This window comes from Vibrio sp. Vb1554, from assembly GCF_033344235.1.
Genome location: NZ_JAWPOJ010000051.1, coordinates 1 through 17,437 on the forward strand (window position 1 = coordinate 1; position 17,437 = coordinate 17,437).

Consider the following 17,437-nt stretch of genomic DNA (forward strand, 5'->3'; position numbering starts at 1 on the left):
CCCAAACGTTTTTGATCTATAAACTGCATATGTTTCTTCAGATCTGGTAAGTCAAGATACCTCGGTGAACGCTTACCTTTATTACATCAAATTCCATACAAATTCTAACGCGACGTCTCAAAAAAGAAACAACTTGAAATTATATATATTATACTTTAATTAGTTATTAGTTATTGTTATTGTTATGTCTCTATAAACTAACTTTATGAGTATTAATCAATGTTAACTAAATTATATGTCAAAACAACCTTATTCTTATCACATTTTAAAAGTGATGAACGTGGTGTAACAGCAATTGAGTACGGTCTAATCGGTGTCGCAATGGCAGTTTTGGTTGCTTTTGCTGTTAGTGAGGATGGTGGATTTATTAAGCAATTAAAAGAGGCTTTCACTACAATCGGATCTAGCATCTCTACAGCGAAAGATGCAGCAAAATAGTACATAGTAAATAAAAAACACTAGAATTTTTTATTCTGGTGTTTTTTATCCAAAATCATTTGAATTTCACAGTACAAATGTTGGCTTTTTGTTTATTATGTTATATTTATTAATGTTGATGGTGATGTGTTTGTATGTATCTATTGTCGATTTTCTTCATCGTAAAATACAAAATAACGCTTTGCTTTTACTCCTCTTGTTGCAGAGTTTTCTTTCACCATTAGATCTTCAGATTACAACCTTTTTGCTGGTGCTAGGGATAGGGTTAATACTCTATGCTCTGATTTGGATTGGAGCTGGTGATATTAAATATGCCGCAGTGTTGTCACTGACAATCCCTCTCAATGACCTACCATGGGCCTATATTATGACGGCGTTTGCCGGCGGTTTTTTAGCAATTATTTATTTGATTACTAGAAAAATTATAAGCAATAAGGTGAATATTCAAGAAGGAATCCCGTATGGGATAGCAATTAGTGTTGGATTTTATTTAATAATTTTAACTCAAAATACGCCACATATTTAAACCTCCAAGAATGGGCACATTATGAGATCTCGACTGGTTTTACTTGTTGCTATTGTTGCCTTGATCGTAGGCGCGCTTGGCGTTGTCGACTTGTTCAAGAGTCAACCTCAACCCGAAGCTGTCGCTGAAGTGGTCGATAACAAAGATGAACAGCATGTTGCTGTATGGATGACCACCGAAGCTTATGAAAAAGGACATGCGATTAGTGCACAAGGAGTTATCAAACAACAGCTCCCACTTAGTGAAGCACTAACGCTTGGCGTCAGAGAAGACGCACAAATCAGTTTTTCACCATCCGTTTTATTAAACCGAAGCCTAAATCCAGGCGATGTTGTGTTACCAGAGTACCAAGTTTCTCCCGGTCAACCAGGGTATATCGATCTACTGGTAACGGAAGGCATGACCTTGTATCCACTGCAAGTAAGTGCTCAGAACTTAATCAAAGATTACATTCGTCCTGGCTCATATATCGACATTCTTACCGTGAGCTCTCCAAACGCTAACCTTGCTGAAAATATGGATAAGCCGAAGCGCTTTCGAGGTGTAAAAGCGTCCATGTTCCTAAAACATGTCAAAGTACTCAATATTGGTGATGGCGAGGGTGAAAACAGCAACATTACCGCTCGAACACCAAATAAAGAAGACGGTATGACGACGGTGGTTATCGAAGTGAAGCCAGATGAGTTGGCAAAGCTAGCGTTGGCTCAACGAACTATGCATATCGAAATTTATCGAAGCCAAACCTATACGCAGCCGGAATACGCGGAAGTACGCAATGTTATCGACAATTATACCGGAATCGAAGAGTTACGCGGTAACGTTAATGATCCTAGAGAGGCATTGTAATGATGATACACCATCGAATTAAGCAAGTACTGTGCGTCTCCTTTACCTCTCTTTTGATTGGCTTGCTTTCTATAACAAACACTTTTGCTGCTGACCGATCTATCACACTTAATGACGGTCAGCACATTCAATTAAAGATGCCGGTTGGAAAGGTGTTTATCAGTAACCCTGATATCGCCGACTACAAAATCATTAATGACAATACGCTAGTGGTTTTTGCCAATGGCATTGGTCAGTCTCGCTTGATTGTCTATGGAACAGACGATGATGTGTTGCTTTCTGACCGCATCATCGTTGATTTGGATCTAAGCGAGGTTAGACGTCAACTCAAGTTCCATTTTCCTGATGCCAAAGTCAAGGTTCAATCGGTGGGCGAGCAAGTCGCAGTGAGTGGTGTTGTTGATTCTGAAGAAACTCGTGATGATATTTATCGCATGGTGGCAACCTTACTTGGACGAGCAAAAACCGAGAAGTGGGAGAAAGTCGAAAAGCTGGAGTTCAAATCTGACTATTCAGCTCATGAAGAGCCAGAGAGCATGGTTTTCGCTCGCAATATGACTTGGAAAGGAATCATTGAACGTATTAAGGTTGCAACGACACAACAGGTAAACGTCAAAATCTCAGTCGCTCAAGTTAATGAATCTTTTAGTAAAACAGTTGGGGTCGACTGGAGTTCTATTGGTTCTAAAGCGGGTGAGTTCGTATTTGACCAATTTGATGCGGCAAACCTAAGTACCTTGATCACTGCATTGGGTGATGATCAGGTTGCAGAAGTCTTGGCGGAGCCGAACCTGACGGTACTTTCCGGTGAATCGGCGAGCTTCCTTGTCGGTGGTGAAGTGCCTGTCATTGTATCTGACAGCAACGGAGTAAATATTTCGTTTAAAGAGTTTGGTATTAAGCTCGACCTTACAGCAAAAGTACTTAGTCAAGACAAAATCCGAATGCAGCTAGCTCCGGAAGTGAGCGAAGTAGAAAGCTACGTTGAAGCAATAGGGATTCGAGTCCCGCAATTGGCTTCACGACGTGCAATGACAACCGTTGAACTGGCAGACGGAGACAGCTTCATCCTTGGCGGGTTAATGAGCAGTGCTGATTTAGAGAAAATGCAAAAGATCCCTTTCATTGGCGACATTCCTATACTTGGTGCTGCATTTCGTAAAGCAACGACAGAAAGAAAGCGAACTGAGTTGATCATCGTGGCAACAGTAAACCTCGTGGAACCAATCAAACCGAAAGATATTCAGCTGCCACACATCAAGAAAACCTCAACGTTAGCGCGTTGGTTGAATATTGATTCTGACGGTAATTCTAACACGTCATCGGATGCGACGATTCGTCTGCTATCTGAAGGAGGGTTTATTCAATGAAGAAGCTAGTACTTATTGCTTTATTGACATCGTCACTCTTTGGTTGCGCAACAGAGCGATATTTTGGCGGAAATGGCGCTGAAGCCGTGGTGTATAAAGAGCATCATAGCTTTGAGTTTGCAGTAAAGAATCGTGCAGAAACAGAAAAGCAGATTAAGCAACTGATTCAAAAAATCGAATCGATGGATAAAGAAGCCACTTACGTGATCGATTACAAATCCGCGCGCAGTAAAACGATGTTAAAGAAGACATTTGAGCAGTATCCGTCACACATTATTGCCCCGCAAAGAGTGGAATATCGTTATACGCCAGCTTTACCAAGTGATCTGAATATCCAAGTGACGTTAACGCGTTTACAAACCCAGCAATGCTCGCCTGCACAGATTCAAGTTCAGTTAGGTGAACCAGACTGTTTTGTTGAATCGATGCGTCTTAAACAAGTGTCCTACAAGTCTAGATTGGTAGGAGAATAATAATGTTTGATTTAACTAAAGCATTAACAACGAAAGCAAAACCGGCACAGTCTTCGACGACAGGTGTTGCTGGATGTACGTTGTTTTATCAATCACAAGAGTGTTTAAGCCTTGTTCAGGAAGTGTTTCGATTCGAAGGTTGGAATGACCCAGAATGTGTAAGAGCTAACGCAGGCTTAACCAAGCTGACGGAACAACATAGCAGTCATATTGTTATCCTTGAACTGAACGAATCGAACAACGTCGTTGAAGATGCTAAGTCTTTCGCTAGCAAACTACCAACACACAAAGGTGTCGTGGTCATTGGGAAAGAAGATGCAATTTCGACGCTTCGCTCCCTCAAAGACATGGGCTTTTACTACGTCTTTTGGCCGGTGAACAAACAAGAGTTCGCAGACTTCTTAAACCATGTTAGTAAGAACTTGAAGACGTTCTCTGGTGTCAGCCAGAAGCGTAAGGCGAAGCGTGTAGCAGTGGTGGGTTCAAAAGGTGGTGTTGGTGCATCATTCATTACTACTGAATTGAGTTCGTTACTATCCACTCAAGGTTCCGATACCATTTTGGTTGATCACCAATACGCAGATACCAATATCGATGTTTTGTTGGGACTGAAAGATTTTAAACCGCGCGGTATCGATGAGTTTACTGCTCCCTTGCATGAAATGGATGTAGAGGGGGCGCTTAGCTACCTGTTTAACGCACGAAAAAATCTGCGTCTGTTGGCTATCGATGGCGACATGAGTCAAAGCGATATTCTCAACTATAACCAGACGCTCTGTGATCTTTTAGCTCGAAACACGAACTTCATTATTGAAGACTTCTCGGGCGGTGTGGACTTCAAAGTTGAACCTCAACTCTTGGTAGAAAACTTTGATGTGGTAGTGCTGGTTTTGGATGCGTCGGTTTCTTCTGTAAGAAGTGCCAAACGACTGTTTGAGAAAATTTCTAATTTACAGCTCACATTATCGTCCCGAACTCGTGTGATTACATTGGTGAATTATCACCGCCCGGAAAACGCGTATGTATTACAACGTCCTGACCTTACCAAATACTTAGGTGCGGATGTTGACCTCGAAGTGGGGTACTGCAAGTCGTTGTCGCACATCATTATTGATGGCAAACGAGGTCATAAGCACGATCGTCATATTAACCGTTCTATGGAACTACTGGTCAAGCTGATTAATGGTCAACCTGTTGATCAAAAAGGCATGGGATCTTGGTTGAAGAGGGTGCGTGCTAAATGAGTTCGAATAAAGACTTATACCTTGCGTTTCGCGGGCAAATATTTGAAGCACTAGATGCTGAAGTGGTTCAGAAAATGAGCCGCCGAGACTTAGAGGCTCAAATCCAAGCCGCTGTTGATCTTCTTGCAAACAGCTACCAACGTCCGATCACTTCGATGATGAAGTCAGGCTTGGTGAAAAGCTTAATTGATGAACTGTTTGGCTTAGGTCCATTGCAGCCTTTGGTTGAAGATCAGTCTATCTCTGACATCATGGTAAATGGACCTAACAACATCTTTTTTGAAAGACACGGTAAAGTCCAAAAGTCAGAGGTGTCTTTTGTCAACGAAGAGCAGTTGTTAGCAATTGCTAAACGCATTGCTTCGCGTGTTGGACGACGTGTTGATGAACTGTCTCCAACGGTTGATGCCAGACTTGAAGATGGCAGCCGTGTGAATATCGTTATCCCACCCATTGCGTTGGATGGGACCTCGATTTCAATACGTAAATTCAGAGAGCAGAACATCGGCTTTGAAGATTTGATTGGTTTTGGTTCTATGTCTCCTGACATGGCGAGAGTGCTGATGATTGCGTCTCGTTGTCGAATGAATGTGCTGATTTCTGGCGGTACGGGCTCAGGTAAGACGACGCTGCTTAACGCATTGTCTCAATACATCGCTGAAGATGAGCGTATTGTCACCATAGAGGATGCGGCGGAATTACGCTTGCAACAACCTAACTTGGTTCGATTGGAAACGCGAACTTCGAGCGTTGAGCAGACTGGGGCGGTGACGCAGCGTGATTTGGTGATTAACGCACTTCGTATGCGTCCAGACCGAATCATTCTTGGTGAGTGTCGTGGCTCTGAAGCGTTTGAAATGTTGCAGGCCATGAACACGGGACACGATGGTTCTATGTCTACACTGCACGCCAACACACCGAGAGATGCGATTGCGCGTGTGGAATCGATGGTCATGATGGCGAACTTAAATCAGCCGCTTGATGCGATTCGAAGAACCATCGTCAGCGCTGTGCAAATGATTGTCCAGGTTAACCGACTGCGCGATGGGTCTCGTAAGATCACCAGTATCTCTGAAATCGTCGGCTTGGAAGGCGATAGTGTGGTGATGGAAGAGATCTACCGTTTCCGTTATGACGATGCACATTTTGGAGAAACCGTTAAAGGTGACTTCGTAACCAGCGGCATCATGCAACGATCTGAGCTTGTAAAGAAAGCCCAATTCTTCGGGCTGTATGACGAGCTGATGGCATCGTTTAAGGGGATATAACATGCTTTGGCTCTCACTTATCCTCTTTGCGTTCGTACTGCTTTTGGTCAGAGACTCAAAGGTCAAAAAGGTCGATCAGTTTTTCAACATTGAAGAAGCTGAAGCGGAAAACTTCAATGCTATCAACGTAAAATCACTGGTACGAAAACAAAGTTGGCAAAAGTTCAAAGAGTCTATTTCTCCAACACTAAAAGTACTTGGACCACGTTCATCGCTGTATATCGCTTTGTATATCACGGCGAGTCTCATCGCCTCTTGGTACGTCGTGGTTAAGTTGTTTTTGATGACGAACACCGGGTTGATCGTAGGCTTGTCTTTGGTGTTTACCATTATGGGTTACCGCTACCTAGTGACAAGAAGGCGACGTGATTTTAAAAACACTTTCCCTGATGCGCTAAACATTCTGATGAGCGCGGTAACCGCGGGTAACAGCTTAATGCAAGCCATCAGTTATGTTGGCGAGGTGATGGATAACTCGATTGGGCGCGAGTTTAAACTGATGGGGGACCGACTTAAGTTGGGTGAGTCTCCGGAAGTGGTACTTCAACGTTCGTGTAAAAACTACCCTTACCCAGAGTTTCTGTTTTTCACTGTAACCCTTAGAGCAAATATTGCGCGAGGCGGTCAGCTGAAAGGCGTACTAGCAAGACTTATTCGAGTTTTGGTGGACGCAAGAACCCTAGAGAAAAAGAAGATGGCCATGACGTCTGAAGCGCGAATTTCTGCCAAGATTGTTGCGGCAATTCCGTTGATTTTCATGATCATTCTAAACTATGTAAACCCTGACAACGTCAATTTCGTCTTGTATGACCCTTCTGGTCGTATCGTGTTGTTTTATGTACTTGGCAGTGAGTTATTTGGCTTGTTCATTGTTTGGTTGTTAGTCAGAGGAGTACGCGCATGATGCTATTGATTGCCCTTATAGTACTGTTTGTTTCGTTGCTTTTCTTGATTTTCGATTCGTTTCGTACAGAACAACGACGCAAAAAAGTCGCCCTTTATATTGGCGGCGATGCTGTACGTGCGCCTTCCCGTGTTAACCGCTTTTTTGTTCGTTTCGGTAAAGAGCATCGACAGGAGCTGGAACAAAAACTCATCGAGGCCGGCTATTACAACACAGAGTGGGCGAAGTTCTACTTCCCTGCCAAATTAGCGGTGCTTGTGGTTGTTACAGGATTGGTGTTGTTGTCGGATATGACAGCAAATAATCAGCTAATCATCATTATTTTTACGCTTATTGGCGTGATTGTCTTGCCGGATACTTTGCTTCAAATGCGACGCAAGATGTTGATCAGTAAAACATCATCTCAGTTACCGTACTTGCTGGACATGATGTCAGTTTGCGTGCAAACCGGTATGACGATTGAGGCGGCATTGGTTTATCTGGGTAAAGAGTTGGCTGAGTTTGACTCTGACCTTTGCTACCAAATAAAACGTACCTCAGATTCGGCAAAGATCCACGGGCTAGAAAAAGCGCTAAATGACCTCAGTGATCGTATTCCAACGCCGCCAATACGAAGCTTCGTGCTGACTATCATTCAAAACTTGCAATACGGTACATCGGTGACTCAGGTGTTGAGCGATCTCGCTGAAGACATGCGAAAAGTGCAAATCCTGACCGTTGAGGAAAAGGTAGGCAAACTCTCCGCTAAGATGAGTGTCCCGCTGATCCTCTTCATCATGTTCCCGATCGTTATTCTGATTCTCGCACCGGGAATCATGCAAATGACATTAAATATTTAGGAGAGTAACCAGTGATTGGAAAACGCATTTCTCTCGTTTTGTTAGTGCTGGGTGTGTTGGCAGGTTGTCAATCGACACCTTCGCAGCAGAGTCAGCTACAAGATGACGTCGCGAGCATGGAAAAAGTGAAAAACTACGATGGTTTAATCTCTCACTACAAATCTCAGTTAGAGCAGGGTTCGCAAGATCCCGAAGTGAAAGAAAAGCTGGCATGGGCGTATTTCCATAAAGGGGATATCGAGTCGGCAAACTTTTATGTTCAGCATTTGCAAAAAGAGGGGATAGAGAGCCCTGACTTGTACCAGTTAGAAGGGCAAGTGTTTGATGCAAAAAATGACACTGATAGCGCGGTAGAGGCGTATTTATCTTCCATTAAAACGGGTAATGAATCGGGACAAATCCATGTATTACTGGGTGTGTCGTACGCCAAGTTAGGCAAATACGAAGAGGCTTACCAAGAGCTGAACAATGCACGTTTGCGTGGTTATGATGATGTCGCGATCAAGAACAACATCGCGATGATTCATATGGCAAATGGTGAATACGAGCAAGCCATCGAAACACTGATACCAGTACTAAAAGATAATCCGGAAAATAAAGTAGTGAAGGCAAACCTAGCGATTGCCCTTATGAAAGCGCAGCAGATGGATGCGGCGAAGAAACTACTCAAAGGTGATTTTTCGGATCAAGAGCTCCACAGTATCGCCGTCGAATTAACTCAATATAGGAGTTAATGATGAAATTGCTTTCTAAACAAAAAGGGGTAACGGCGATCGAGTTCGTCATGGGCGCGCTCGTTTTGTTCTTTGCCACTTTTGCCATCTTTGAGTCGAGTTACCAAATCTATGTTGTGAACATGACGGAATATTCTCTTCGAGAAACTATACGAAACACCAAGATTTACGAGGGCAAAGGCATAAATCAGCAGTACGAGGACAAGTTTAAATCTCTGATCGAAGCTGATGGTAACTTGTGGCATTTCTTAATCGATAGCTCGCGATTTTCTATCAAAGGTCGTTACTACAAAACCTATGATGACTTCATTGCGAATAGAGGCTATTCGGATGAGGGCTTGAACTTCAAATACAACTTAGCGGAGATAACGGTCACCTATCGTTACTCTCCGATCATAAAACTTGCCGGTGCAGCAGATCGAGATATCTCAAGCACAATGGTACTGAACTTAGAGCATGAGGGGTGGGTGGAAAGATGACGCTCCGTAAACAAGGTGTATGTTCTCCAAAACGCCAAAAAGGCTCATTTACGGTTGAGCTTGTGTTTATTCTTACTGCGTTATGGGGTGTTTACCTTTTTTCCGCGGATTTGAGCTATCAGTTACTTTTGCGAGCCAAGCTTGATCGTTCTAGCTTTGCGTTGGTGAACGTAATCAAAGAGCGTTCGCGTTACTTTGAGGGCGACGTGTTAGGTGGAAAAAATCTAGCGGTAACCAATGCCGATTTAGAAGACTTATCCAAAGTCGCGAGTCGAATGCTCGGCACGCCCCCAAACGATGTGGCTATCAAAATCGAGTCATTGACCAATAAAGTGAATGTGGCGGTATTTACCAGCAGTAAATACAACAGACTAAATTGCAAAACGGATTCAATACTCGCACACGCAGATTTGGCTCCGGTGGAAAAGGGCGTGGTGTATCCATTGTACCGCGTCAGCCTTTGTGAGGAGCAAAGCTCTTGGTTCAAGCCGTTCTTTAATGGCGGTACTGGCACAACCGTAAAAGTTGGCTCTTCTTCAATAATGCCAGGGAGATAGTGAAATGAGAATGCAGCAATATCAGCATCGAAGTCTCCAACAACAAAAGGGCGTCGCCGCTGTATGGATGGGCTTGTTGCTCGTGCCTATTATGGGCGTCACTTTTTGGGCTGTTGAGGGCACCCGTTATGTGCAGGAGTCGAGCCGACTAAGGGATTCAGCGGAAGCTGCGGCAATGGCCGTTACGATTGAAGACCAACCGGGTGCAGCCCGTGCGCTGGCAACGAAGTATGTCGAAAACTATGTGAGAGATATCAAGTCAACCAACCTTTCTGCTCAACGTTTTTATCAAGCGGAAGATAAGGATACTGGTGCTCTTGAGTATATCCAATACACAGTGAACGCCAGAACAACGCATGACTCTTGGTTTGCAAGCAGCTTTATCCCATCGTTTGATAAGCAGCAGGAATTAGCTGGACGATCGCTGGCAAGAAAGTACCCTGCTTATCTTGGGGATAACAACATTGATATCGTTTTCGTCTCGGACTTTTCTGGCTCGATGAATGATAAGTGGGGCTCAAGTCGGAGCAAAAAAATTGACGATTTGAAAACCGCGATCGATCAGATATCAAACAAGATTCTTTGTAAAAAAATCCGTCAAGACTTCGTCGACGGAGAGTGGAAAGACGTTTGTGATGAGCCTGGAGAAGACACCACCGGAGACAAACTGCTTAACCGAGTTGGTTTTGTGCCGTTTAACGTTCGCACCAGAGAAATTGTGGCAGGCAATAGAGCCAATGCGACAAGCCAACTAAGTTACAAGAACGGGTACAAGGCTTATTTGTCACCTTATAGTTACAACGATATCGATTGGGACTACTGGCGCACGTATTTGGCAAGCGAAGTGTACTATTGTGCTTATCGGCAGTCGTACTGCCAAAGTCCTCGGTCAGAGAATCAGAATTATGCCAAACGTATTCGTGATGTTCTCGAAGCAGATCGCTACGCCGTAGCTGATGTCTACAACTATGTTGATTTACCGACTTCGGTATCGACCATGTTTACTGATAAATCAGGATTAAAGCCTAATTTCTATGGTGTGAGCGGCACCCGACTGTTTAATGCTCATGGTTCTTCATATTCATCGCAATTTTATAACATCCCATTGTCGAACAAACTTTCAGATTTGGACTCGATTAAGTCGATGTGGGCAGACGGTGGTACCGCAGCGTTTCAAGGCATATTAAGAGGGTCTCAAGTTCTTCATGATGGAGACCCAAACAGTACCGATGAAGAAGAGCAGCAAGCTTACAACAAGAAAATCAAGATGTTGCTGATTTTGAGTGACGGGCAAGAAAGCCCTAACAACGGCATTCTGAAGGGGCTAGTAGACAACGATATGTGTGATAAAGCCAGAGCAGAGATTCCGGGCTTATACATCGGTGTTATTGGTATCGATTTCCGTGCATCTCAACAAAGTGGTTTTCAAGACTGTGTTGTTAATCCAAGTGAAGACATCATTGATGTATCTAACTTAGATGAATTGATTGAAAAGATAGAAGAACTCATCCGCAAAGGCTCAAAAACAAGCGGAATAACTAAGTTGTACTAGAGGAAAATATGAAAAAGTTAGTCATTGGTGCATTCGCTATCTCGACGTTGCCGTTTAGCCTGATAGTTAAGGCAGAAGAGGGGATTAGCGTTTATTGCGACAATACCTTCAGCGAGTACCAACATAGTATCAAAGTGGATGACGTTGTCGGAATTGCTCAACATCGACAGGGCTTTTTACAAATAGAGCAGAAGTCTAACAATGGTGAGCTCAAACAAGCATTGGCAGGTAAATCAAAGTTAGGGTTGGATCAAACAGGCTGTACGACATGGATTAGCAATCAACATAACAATCATCAAGGTGATGGCTTGGTTGCGCGTCTGCATTTTGGTTTTGATAAATCCAACTTAACACCAATGGGCAGCAAAGCCCTGGATCAACTCGCAGGTTCGCTTAAAAATAGCGATAGTGCTATTGCGGTAGATGGTCATACCGACAGCAAGGGCTCTGAAGGCTATAACCAATCGTTAGGCTTGCAACGTGCGTTGACAACGTCTAACGGTTTGATTGCGCAAGGCGTGGATAAAAGCCGTATTGTCGTTCGTTCATTTGGTGAAACTCAGCCGATTGCGTCGAATTCAACCGCTGAGGGGCGAGCACAAAACAGACGCTCAGAAATATGGGCTTCTAAGAATGATCAGGCAAAACCAGATCAAATAAAACCAGACGAAGTAAAGCCAACGGAATAGGTTTTAATCGTAGAGCGTTCACCTTGCCTAAAACGCAAGGTGAAGCATTAACAACAATGGTGTCGTGGTGGGGCAATTTGGAGTGGCAGTGAGTAAATCTAAAACAATAATAGCCATTATGGTGGGGGTAGCGTGGAGTGGTATGACCGCTGCCTCAGAGCTCATTAACTTTAACGAGCAAGATACATTAAGCAGCATTAATACTGCTTACGACCAGCAGTACAGTGCGCTGAGAATTGATGAAAACATCTCGCACTACAATAAATTGAATGCTGAAATAGAGTCCACCAAGATCAAATTGGCGACCAATGTCGAGATGATCAAATCTGACTCTAATCGCTTGAAAGACAAGTTGGTTGATGGTGTATATGACGAATCCTTAATTCTGACTTTGCGCAATATGTCTGCCAAAGTGAATTCAATGAAAAATGAAATTGAAACCGCAGGGAAGTTGTTGGTCGAAACTAAGCAGCAATTGTCACAAGACCAACAAGAGGCAAGTCAAATTGAGCGGGTGAAGAATGACGCACTCCTTGCTCTGTACGAAAAGATAAAAGCGCGTCATTTGAATGAATCAAAACGTGTGATAAACGATACTTATTCTGGTCAATTGCAGTGTAACGTTGCGGAAAGTTTATCAACGTGCGTAAACCGAAATCTCCCTTCTATCAAGAACGCTTTTGTATTAAGCAAAGGTGGTTTATCTCGAATCAAACTCACGAGCTTTAAAGTCGTGGATGCAAACCAAAAATTAAACGGCGACCTTTCTTTCACTGCTGACGCAAGTTACAAGCACAATTACAGTGCGAATACAGAGGTTGAACTGAGACAAGCACTTGATCTTGATAACGTGCGCTTTGTGTTCCGTTCAAACTCACCACAAACGGTTTTCTACATTAATGACCAGAAAGTCGGCTCTGGCGAGCGAGTGGATGTAACGGGCAACTATGTGGGTATTTATAGTGTGCGAGCCGTGAACAATCATAAAACTCAGTCGCTTAAGCTAAATCTTAAAAATGGTGGCGACTACTTCTTCCCGTTTGCGAGCAAAGCCAGTGCTCCGAAGGCGGTCCCTACACGTTTAGCGGTAGAAGACAAGACTGATGCGAACAGTGAAAAGGCTCAACCTAAAGATACAGTAAGATTCTCTGAGAGTTTGTTACCACCTACAGTCATCGCTGAGCTGGAGTCTGCAGAAGAGCCCGATCTTCAGCGTTACACCAATAAGGTACTGTACAAAGATGAAGCCTTTACTTATCTATTGCCAAGATTCAGAGGTAACAAAAAGTCTCATGACATCTTCTTAAGTCAGGCTGACGCACAGAAATATTGTGAGCGTCTATCGTCTCGTTTGCCAAACAAAGCCGCTTATGAATACTTGCGCCTCTACACCTATCTATCTCCGGGAGATTACTGGACGAAAGATGGCAAAGTGTATTCATCGGAGAAGCATGAAGAATTGGATCAAGCATTTGATACAAATAAGTTCATTTGTATGGTGAACATGAACTAGATTAATGAGTCGGTCAAACTTCAGAAGCTTACGTTCGATGTTATCAACATGAAGAAATAGCTCATCGATACAGGTGGTAGCTAAAGCTGGAAGATGAATTTTCATTGCTTCAAATTCATTGCGTAATCGTTCTGGTGATAGCGGAGCAATGACCCCAAACTCAGAGAGTAAACCTCGAATACGGTTACACACTGACGTTCTTTCTTCGTTCAACCCTTGCCTAGCTCGATGTAGGCACTGGATGGATTGTTGTTCTTCAGATTTGATGCTAACAAATCTCATATGAGGACGTTGAACCGCTTCACAAATCGCTTGGGCGTCAGCAGTGTCATTTTTTCCTGTTCGACCTGACAATCGATAAGGGGAGACAAACTTAGGAGCAATAAGTCGAACTTCATGTCCTACTTTTTCAAAAGCTCGGGCCCAAAAATGAGCGCTGCTACAAGCTTCCATTCCAATCAAACACGGTGGCATGTTTGCTACGGTTTCTAGGGCGTGTTGATCTTTGCTGTACATTTCGTATTCAACAATACATCGGTAGCCACATTAACATGAATGCCAGCGATAACATGCTGGCATAATTTCTTTCTAGCTTGTCATATCTACTTGAAATAGCTCGATAATGCTTAATTCTCGCAAAGGCATTTTCAACCAAGTGACGATACTTGTATAGACACCAATCCATGCTGTCTTTGTCTATATCTTGTCCGTAATTGCGTTTAGCAATTACCGTTTCTCCGCCACGTTCCTTAACAAAAGTACGGAAAGGTTCGCTGTCATATCCTTTATCACAAACGATGGTATTAACTTCATCGAGTTGCTCAACTAAGCTTTCGGCATGTACTATATCGTGGCGTTGTCCTTCTGATAAATCAAAGCAAATCGGCAGGCCGCCACTATCTACGGCTAAGTGAATTTTGGTTGAGTTGCCCCCGCGACTTTTTCCTATTTGCTCTGAGCTTTCAGTCGCGGCACCTGTACTATGCTGATGCGCTCGAACTATAGAGCCATCAAGAAAGACCCATTCAAAATCAGCCATGCTAGATAAGCTTTTGAAAAGTTTATCTAAAACCCCTTTCTTTGACCAAAGATTAAATCGTCTGTAAACAGTACTCCACTCTCCGAACTCAGAGGGGAGATCTCGCCAAGGAACACCTGTTCTCATTCGATAAAGTATTCCTTCAAATGTCATTCGATGTTCAGTTTTATCGTAAATACGACCTGTACTTTTCATAACTTGGAGTAGCAGTTCCCAGCGAATATCAGTTAACATTGTTCTTGGCATGGTATTGGTTATGGTTTTACTTTTGGTGTAAGCGCTTAATGAACCACACCTTACAACTTAATTCATCGTTTGCCATAGTGCCTTTTTTATCGGAGGTACTATGGATCAACAAAGTAAACGAGAGCACTGGGCTGCCATTCTAGAACAGCAGCAACAAAGTAAATTAAGCATCAAACAGTTTTGCATCGAGCAAAAACTAAGTTATCAAACGTTTCATTATTGGTCGAAAAAGCTCACACAACTTGAGCCTGAAACCAAGGTGCAGCCCATAGTAGTATCGGAGCTAACCGCCAGTACCAGCTGTGTAGTGTTGACACTCAGCAATGGCATTCGAGCAGAGTTGCCGACAACGCTAAGCCCGTCACAAATTAAGTCTTGGGTTGAAGCACTGCAATGATGCCATCAGGTAAGGTTTACCTCATCTCTGGAGTCACTGACATGCGTAAATCCATTGATGGGCTATCGCTGATTGTCGCCGAAACTCTGGAGATGGATCCGTTCAGTGAATCTTGGTTCATCTTTTGCAATCGCTCCCGAGATAAATTGAAAATCTTATTTTGGGACACCAATGGCTTTTGGCTTTATTATCGACGCTTGGAAAAAGGCACGTTCAAGTGGCCAAGTCCCAGCGAAGACGGCGCGATTCATATTACTAAGCAACAACTGAGTTGGCTTCTTTCTGGACTGACACTCGATCACGCTAAAGCTCATAGACCCCTTTATCATCTAGAAGTGTGAGCCCTGATACTGATCGTCATTTTGGGCTTGAACGATCCTTTTTCGCTGTCACAATTAACTCATTAAGATGACCTGAGCCTTGATATGACCGACCTCCCTGATGATATTGACCAGTTAAAAGCTATGCTGCTTGAGCTTCACCAACAGAATGAAGCTAAAGATAAACTGCTTGCGGCAAAGCAAGAGGAGGTTGCCGAGCTCAAAACCAAAATTGAGTTGTTGGTTGAACAGCTCAATTTAAGTAAATCAAAGCACTTCTCATCACAAAGTGAAAAAACACCCAAAGGTACGTTTAACGAAGCGGAACAGCAAAAAAGTACGGCTAAATCCGACGATGACAAGAAAAAAACAGGCCGTAAGCCCTAATGCCAGTCAGTTAAGCTGACTGGCTTTCTTTTTATTAGGGTATTTTCTGACTTTTGCTTTGACGGCCCTCGGGTATATCCTATCTTCTCGTTTGATAGGCAATACATGGTGAGAGGTCTCTTCTATCAAGTGAGTGATCCTCTTTGGTATCGTGCCAGCTGATTCTAGCCAGAAGCCATGGATTAGATGAATAATGGTGTGAGCACAAGTCGTGAAACTCAGTTGGTTTGGATATAAGCCAGGTATGCTGGAGGCCATGTTAACCATCTGATACCTCAGTATATTATAGGCTAAAAGCAGTCCCCATAACTCTTGGCGAACCATCTCTGGCTTTTTACTTCTTAGTGTAAATTCATTTTTAAGAAGCGCTGATTTCATTTCTCTGTAACCTACCTCTATCTCCCAACGATGGCTATACAAGTCCGTTATTTCTGAACTTGGGTAACGCATTGCGTCTGTCATGGATGTGAAGATATTGACCTCTTTCCCTTTGATTGTTCGAGTTATCAGTCGTACTTGTATGGCTTCTGGTAGGTCTGGGAATTTTTTCCTAGCTTGAGGGTTAGATTTCAACTCAACAAGCTTGTCGTTTCTTCCAAGTTTACTTATTACCGTGTATTGAGTCCCTTTTCTCATTGGTATCATCCGGTGACGCTCGCGACCAGTGCAAGCCCAGCGATTCAACAGACCAAGCGAGAAAAAGCCTCTATCGAACATCGTTAAACTATTGTCTGGAGTAGTTTCGATTAGGTTTTCTGCCAGCTTCATTTCATTCGTTTTATAGCTATCGAAAGCACTAGCAATAAGCATATGACTGGTCACTTCCATCTGACATACCATGCGAACTTGAGGAAAGCTCGCGTCGCCATTCTGATTTGAAGGGGCTTTGAAGGCTTCTCGATTTTCATCACTATCCGGCGTTCTCCAAAGCACACCATCGACGGCAAGCAGCTTCAACCCTGACCATGTGGGATGTTGTGCCTCTTGATTCCAAAGCCTTTGACTCTGATGAAAAACTTGCTTTACCGCTTCATCTCCTAGTCGTTGTCTAGCTTGAACAATAGCGCTTGGGGCTACCAACGATTTCCTACCTGGTAGCATCAGTTGGGCTTTTGACACAATGCTCCATAAAGGCTCTTGTCGATATAAAGACATAGCAATCACAGACCAGACAGCCATATCAAGGGGGATTCGACGTTTACGAATAGTTGCTACACCAGTAGTTTCAAGGCATTGGTTAATAAAATCAGGGGAGAGAATATCACTTAGCTTTCCCAGTTGGTCAGTGTTTGGTACATAGCGATTAGCAAGTGATAAGGCTGTAGTTAATTGCAAAAGAAAAGGCTCTAAGATTGAATTCTTAGAGCCTTTATAAACGAGTTGGAGGATCGTTCAACCGATCTCATTTATCGCTTAACTGATCGGCATTAGCCGTAAGCCCTTTCCAAAAGAGCTCGAGCGTGAAGTTCATAAACATGAACTCAATGCCCCATATTGCGAGTGCTGCGATGAGCCTTTACATCAGTGCGGAGTTGAAACTGTAGTGGCATAGTGAATTTGGTCACTTAGTTAGAGGTGATATCATCACCTCATAAGTTAACAGGTGACATTATGAC

19 protein-coding genes and 2 pseudogenes are annotated in these 17,437 nt (G+C 43.3%); 18 read left to right on the forward strand and 3 right to left on the reverse strand.

The genetic code is table 11. The features are described 5' to 3' along the window. The first annotated feature begins 219 nt into the window (after nt 1-219). The 15 genes from R8N28_RS22840 (at nt 220) to R8N28_RS22910 (ending at nt 13,432) form a co-directional block, all read left to right on the forward strand. Nucleotides 220-438: a Flp family type IVb pilin gene (locus tag R8N28_RS22840; RefSeq protein WP_257888045.1), complete on the forward strand. Its 219-nt coding sequence runs from the start codon at nt 220-222 to the stop codon at nt 436-438. A gap of 97 nt (nt 439-535) precedes the next feature. After that, a complete protein-coding gene (locus R8N28_RS22845; protein ID WP_262635508.1) occupies nt 536-964 on the forward strand; it encodes a prepilin peptidase in 429 nt (142 codons plus the stop codon). A 21-nt stretch (nt 965-985) separates the two neighbouring features. Then, nucleotides 986-1,810 carry a Flp pilus assembly protein CpaB gene (gene cpaB / locus R8N28_RS22850; RefSeq protein WP_258512645.1) on the forward strand — a complete coding sequence of 275 codons (825 nt, stop codon included), beginning with the start codon at nt 986-988 and terminating at the stop codon, nt 1,808-1,810. Beyond that, nucleotides 1,810-3,180: a type II and III secretion system protein family protein gene (locus R8N28_RS22855; RefSeq protein WP_257888043.1), complete on the forward strand. Its 1,371-nt coding sequence runs from the start codon at nt 1,810-1,812 to the stop codon at nt 3,178-3,180. The genes cpaB and R8N28_RS22855 overlap by 1 nt, the downstream gene beginning before the upstream one ends. Further along, entirely contained in the window at nt 3,177-3,653 is a 477-nt protein-coding gene (locus R8N28_RS22860) for a hypothetical protein (RefSeq protein WP_017190738.1), read from the forward strand. The genes R8N28_RS22855 and R8N28_RS22860 overlap by 4 nt, the downstream gene beginning before the upstream one ends. 2 nt (nt 3,654-3,655) lie before the next feature. Then, a complete protein-coding gene (locus R8N28_RS22865) occupies nt 3,656-4,897 on the forward strand; it encodes an AAA family ATPase (RefSeq protein WP_257888042.1) in 1,242 nt (413 codons plus the stop codon). Continuing rightward, a complete protein-coding gene (locus R8N28_RS22870) occupies nt 4,894-6,165 on the forward strand; it encodes a CpaF family protein (protein WP_257888041.1) in 1,272 nt (423 codons plus the stop codon). Before R8N28_RS22865 ends, R8N28_RS22870 begins: the two co-directional genes overlap by 4 nt. A 1-nt stretch (nt 6,166) precedes the next feature. Then, nucleotides 6,167-7,069 (forward strand): type II secretion system F family protein, encoded by a 903-nt coding sequence (locus R8N28_RS22875; protein ID WP_257888040.1) that lies wholly within the window; start codon nt 6,167-6,169, stop codon nt 7,067-7,069. After that, on the forward strand, nt 7,066-7,908 hold the full coding sequence (locus R8N28_RS22880) for a type II secretion system F family protein (RefSeq protein ID WP_257888039.1): 843 nt from the start codon (nt 7,066-7,068) through the stop codon (nt 7,906-7,908). The genes R8N28_RS22875 and R8N28_RS22880 overlap by 4 nt, the downstream gene beginning before the upstream one ends. 11 nt (nt 7,909-7,919) lie before the next feature. After that, entirely contained in the window at nt 7,920-8,642 is a 723-nt protein-coding gene (locus R8N28_RS22885) for a tetratricopeptide repeat protein (protein WP_257888038.1), read from the forward strand. A gap of 2 nt (nt 8,643-8,644) precedes the next feature. Beyond that, the gene (locus R8N28_RS22890; protein ID WP_257888037.1) at nt 8,645-9,121 is read left to right on the forward strand and encodes a TadE/TadG family type IV pilus assembly protein; all 477 of its coding nucleotides are present in this window, start codon (nt 8,645-8,647) and stop codon (nt 9,119-9,121) included. Continuing rightward, nucleotides 9,118-9,678, forward strand: coding sequence for a tight adherence pilus pseudopilin TadF (gene tadF, locus R8N28_RS22895; protein ID WP_257888036.1), 561 nt, complete (start codon nt 9,118-9,120; stop codon nt 9,676-9,678). Before R8N28_RS22890 ends, tadF begins: the two co-directional genes overlap by 4 nt. Before the next feature lie 4 nt (nt 9,679-9,682). Continuing rightward, on the forward strand, nt 9,683-11,230 hold the full coding sequence (locus tag R8N28_RS22900) for a TadE/TadG family type IV pilus assembly protein (protein ID WP_262635509.1): 1,548 nt from the start codon (nt 9,683-9,685) through the stop codon (nt 11,228-11,230). A gap of 8 nt (nt 11,231-11,238) precedes the next feature. Beyond that, nucleotides 11,239-11,919 carry an OmpA family protein gene (locus R8N28_RS22905; protein ID WP_253649807.1) on the forward strand — a complete coding sequence of 227 codons (681 nt, stop codon included), beginning with the start codon at nt 11,239-11,241 and terminating at the stop codon, nt 11,917-11,919. A gap of 118 nt (nt 11,920-12,037) precedes the next feature. After that, entirely contained in the window at nt 12,038-13,432 is a 1,395-nt protein-coding gene (locus R8N28_RS22910; RefSeq protein ID WP_257888071.1) for a hypothetical protein, read from the forward strand. Here the strand turns inward: R8N28_RS22910 and R8N28_RS22915 are convergent. Both R8N28_RS22915 and R8N28_RS22920 read right to left on the reverse strand, forming a co-directional pair. Next, nucleotides 13,427-13,915, reverse strand: a pseudogene (locus R8N28_RS22915) (IS110 family transposase); the annotation flags it as partial. The gene R8N28_RS22910 and the pseudogene R8N28_RS22915 overlap by 6 nt on opposite strands. Before the next feature lie 40 nt (nt 13,916-13,955). Next, the gene (locus R8N28_RS22920; protein WP_257888034.1) at nt 13,956-14,717 is read right to left on the reverse strand and encodes an IS5 family transposase; all 762 of its coding nucleotides are present in this window, start codon (nt 14,715-14,717) and stop codon (nt 13,956-13,958) included. Between the two features lie 100 nt (nt 14,718-14,817). On the opposite strand from R8N28_RS22920, the gene tnpA reads away from it, so the two are divergent. From tnpA to R8N28_RS22935, 3 genes and pseudogenes are all read left to right on the forward strand, one after another. Then, nucleotides 14,818-15,114 carry an IS66 family insertion sequence element accessory protein TnpA gene (gene tnpA, locus R8N28_RS22925; protein ID WP_140329035.1) on the forward strand — a complete coding sequence of 99 codons (297 nt, stop codon included), beginning with the start codon at nt 14,818-14,820 and terminating at the stop codon, nt 15,112-15,114. Continuing rightward, on the forward strand, nt 15,114-15,455 hold the full coding sequence (gene tnpB, locus R8N28_RS22930; RefSeq protein ID WP_257884107.1) for an IS66 family insertion sequence element accessory protein TnpB: 342 nt from the start codon (nt 15,114-15,116) through the stop codon (nt 15,453-15,455). The genes tnpA and tnpB overlap by 1 nt, the downstream gene beginning before the upstream one ends. Before the next feature lie 84 nt (nt 15,456-15,539). Beyond that, nucleotides 15,540-15,818: pseudogene (locus tag R8N28_RS22935) on the forward strand (IS66 family transposase); the annotation flags it as partial. Between the two features lie 9 nt (nt 15,819-15,827). On the opposite strand, the gene R8N28_RS22940 reads toward R8N28_RS22935, so the two are convergent. After that, on the reverse strand, nt 15,828-17,156 hold the full coding sequence (locus R8N28_RS22940) for an IS4 family transposase (RefSeq protein WP_318183454.1): 1,329 nt from the start codon (nt 17,154-17,156) through the stop codon (nt 15,828-15,830). Nucleotides 17,157-17,437: the final 281 nt, after the last annotated feature.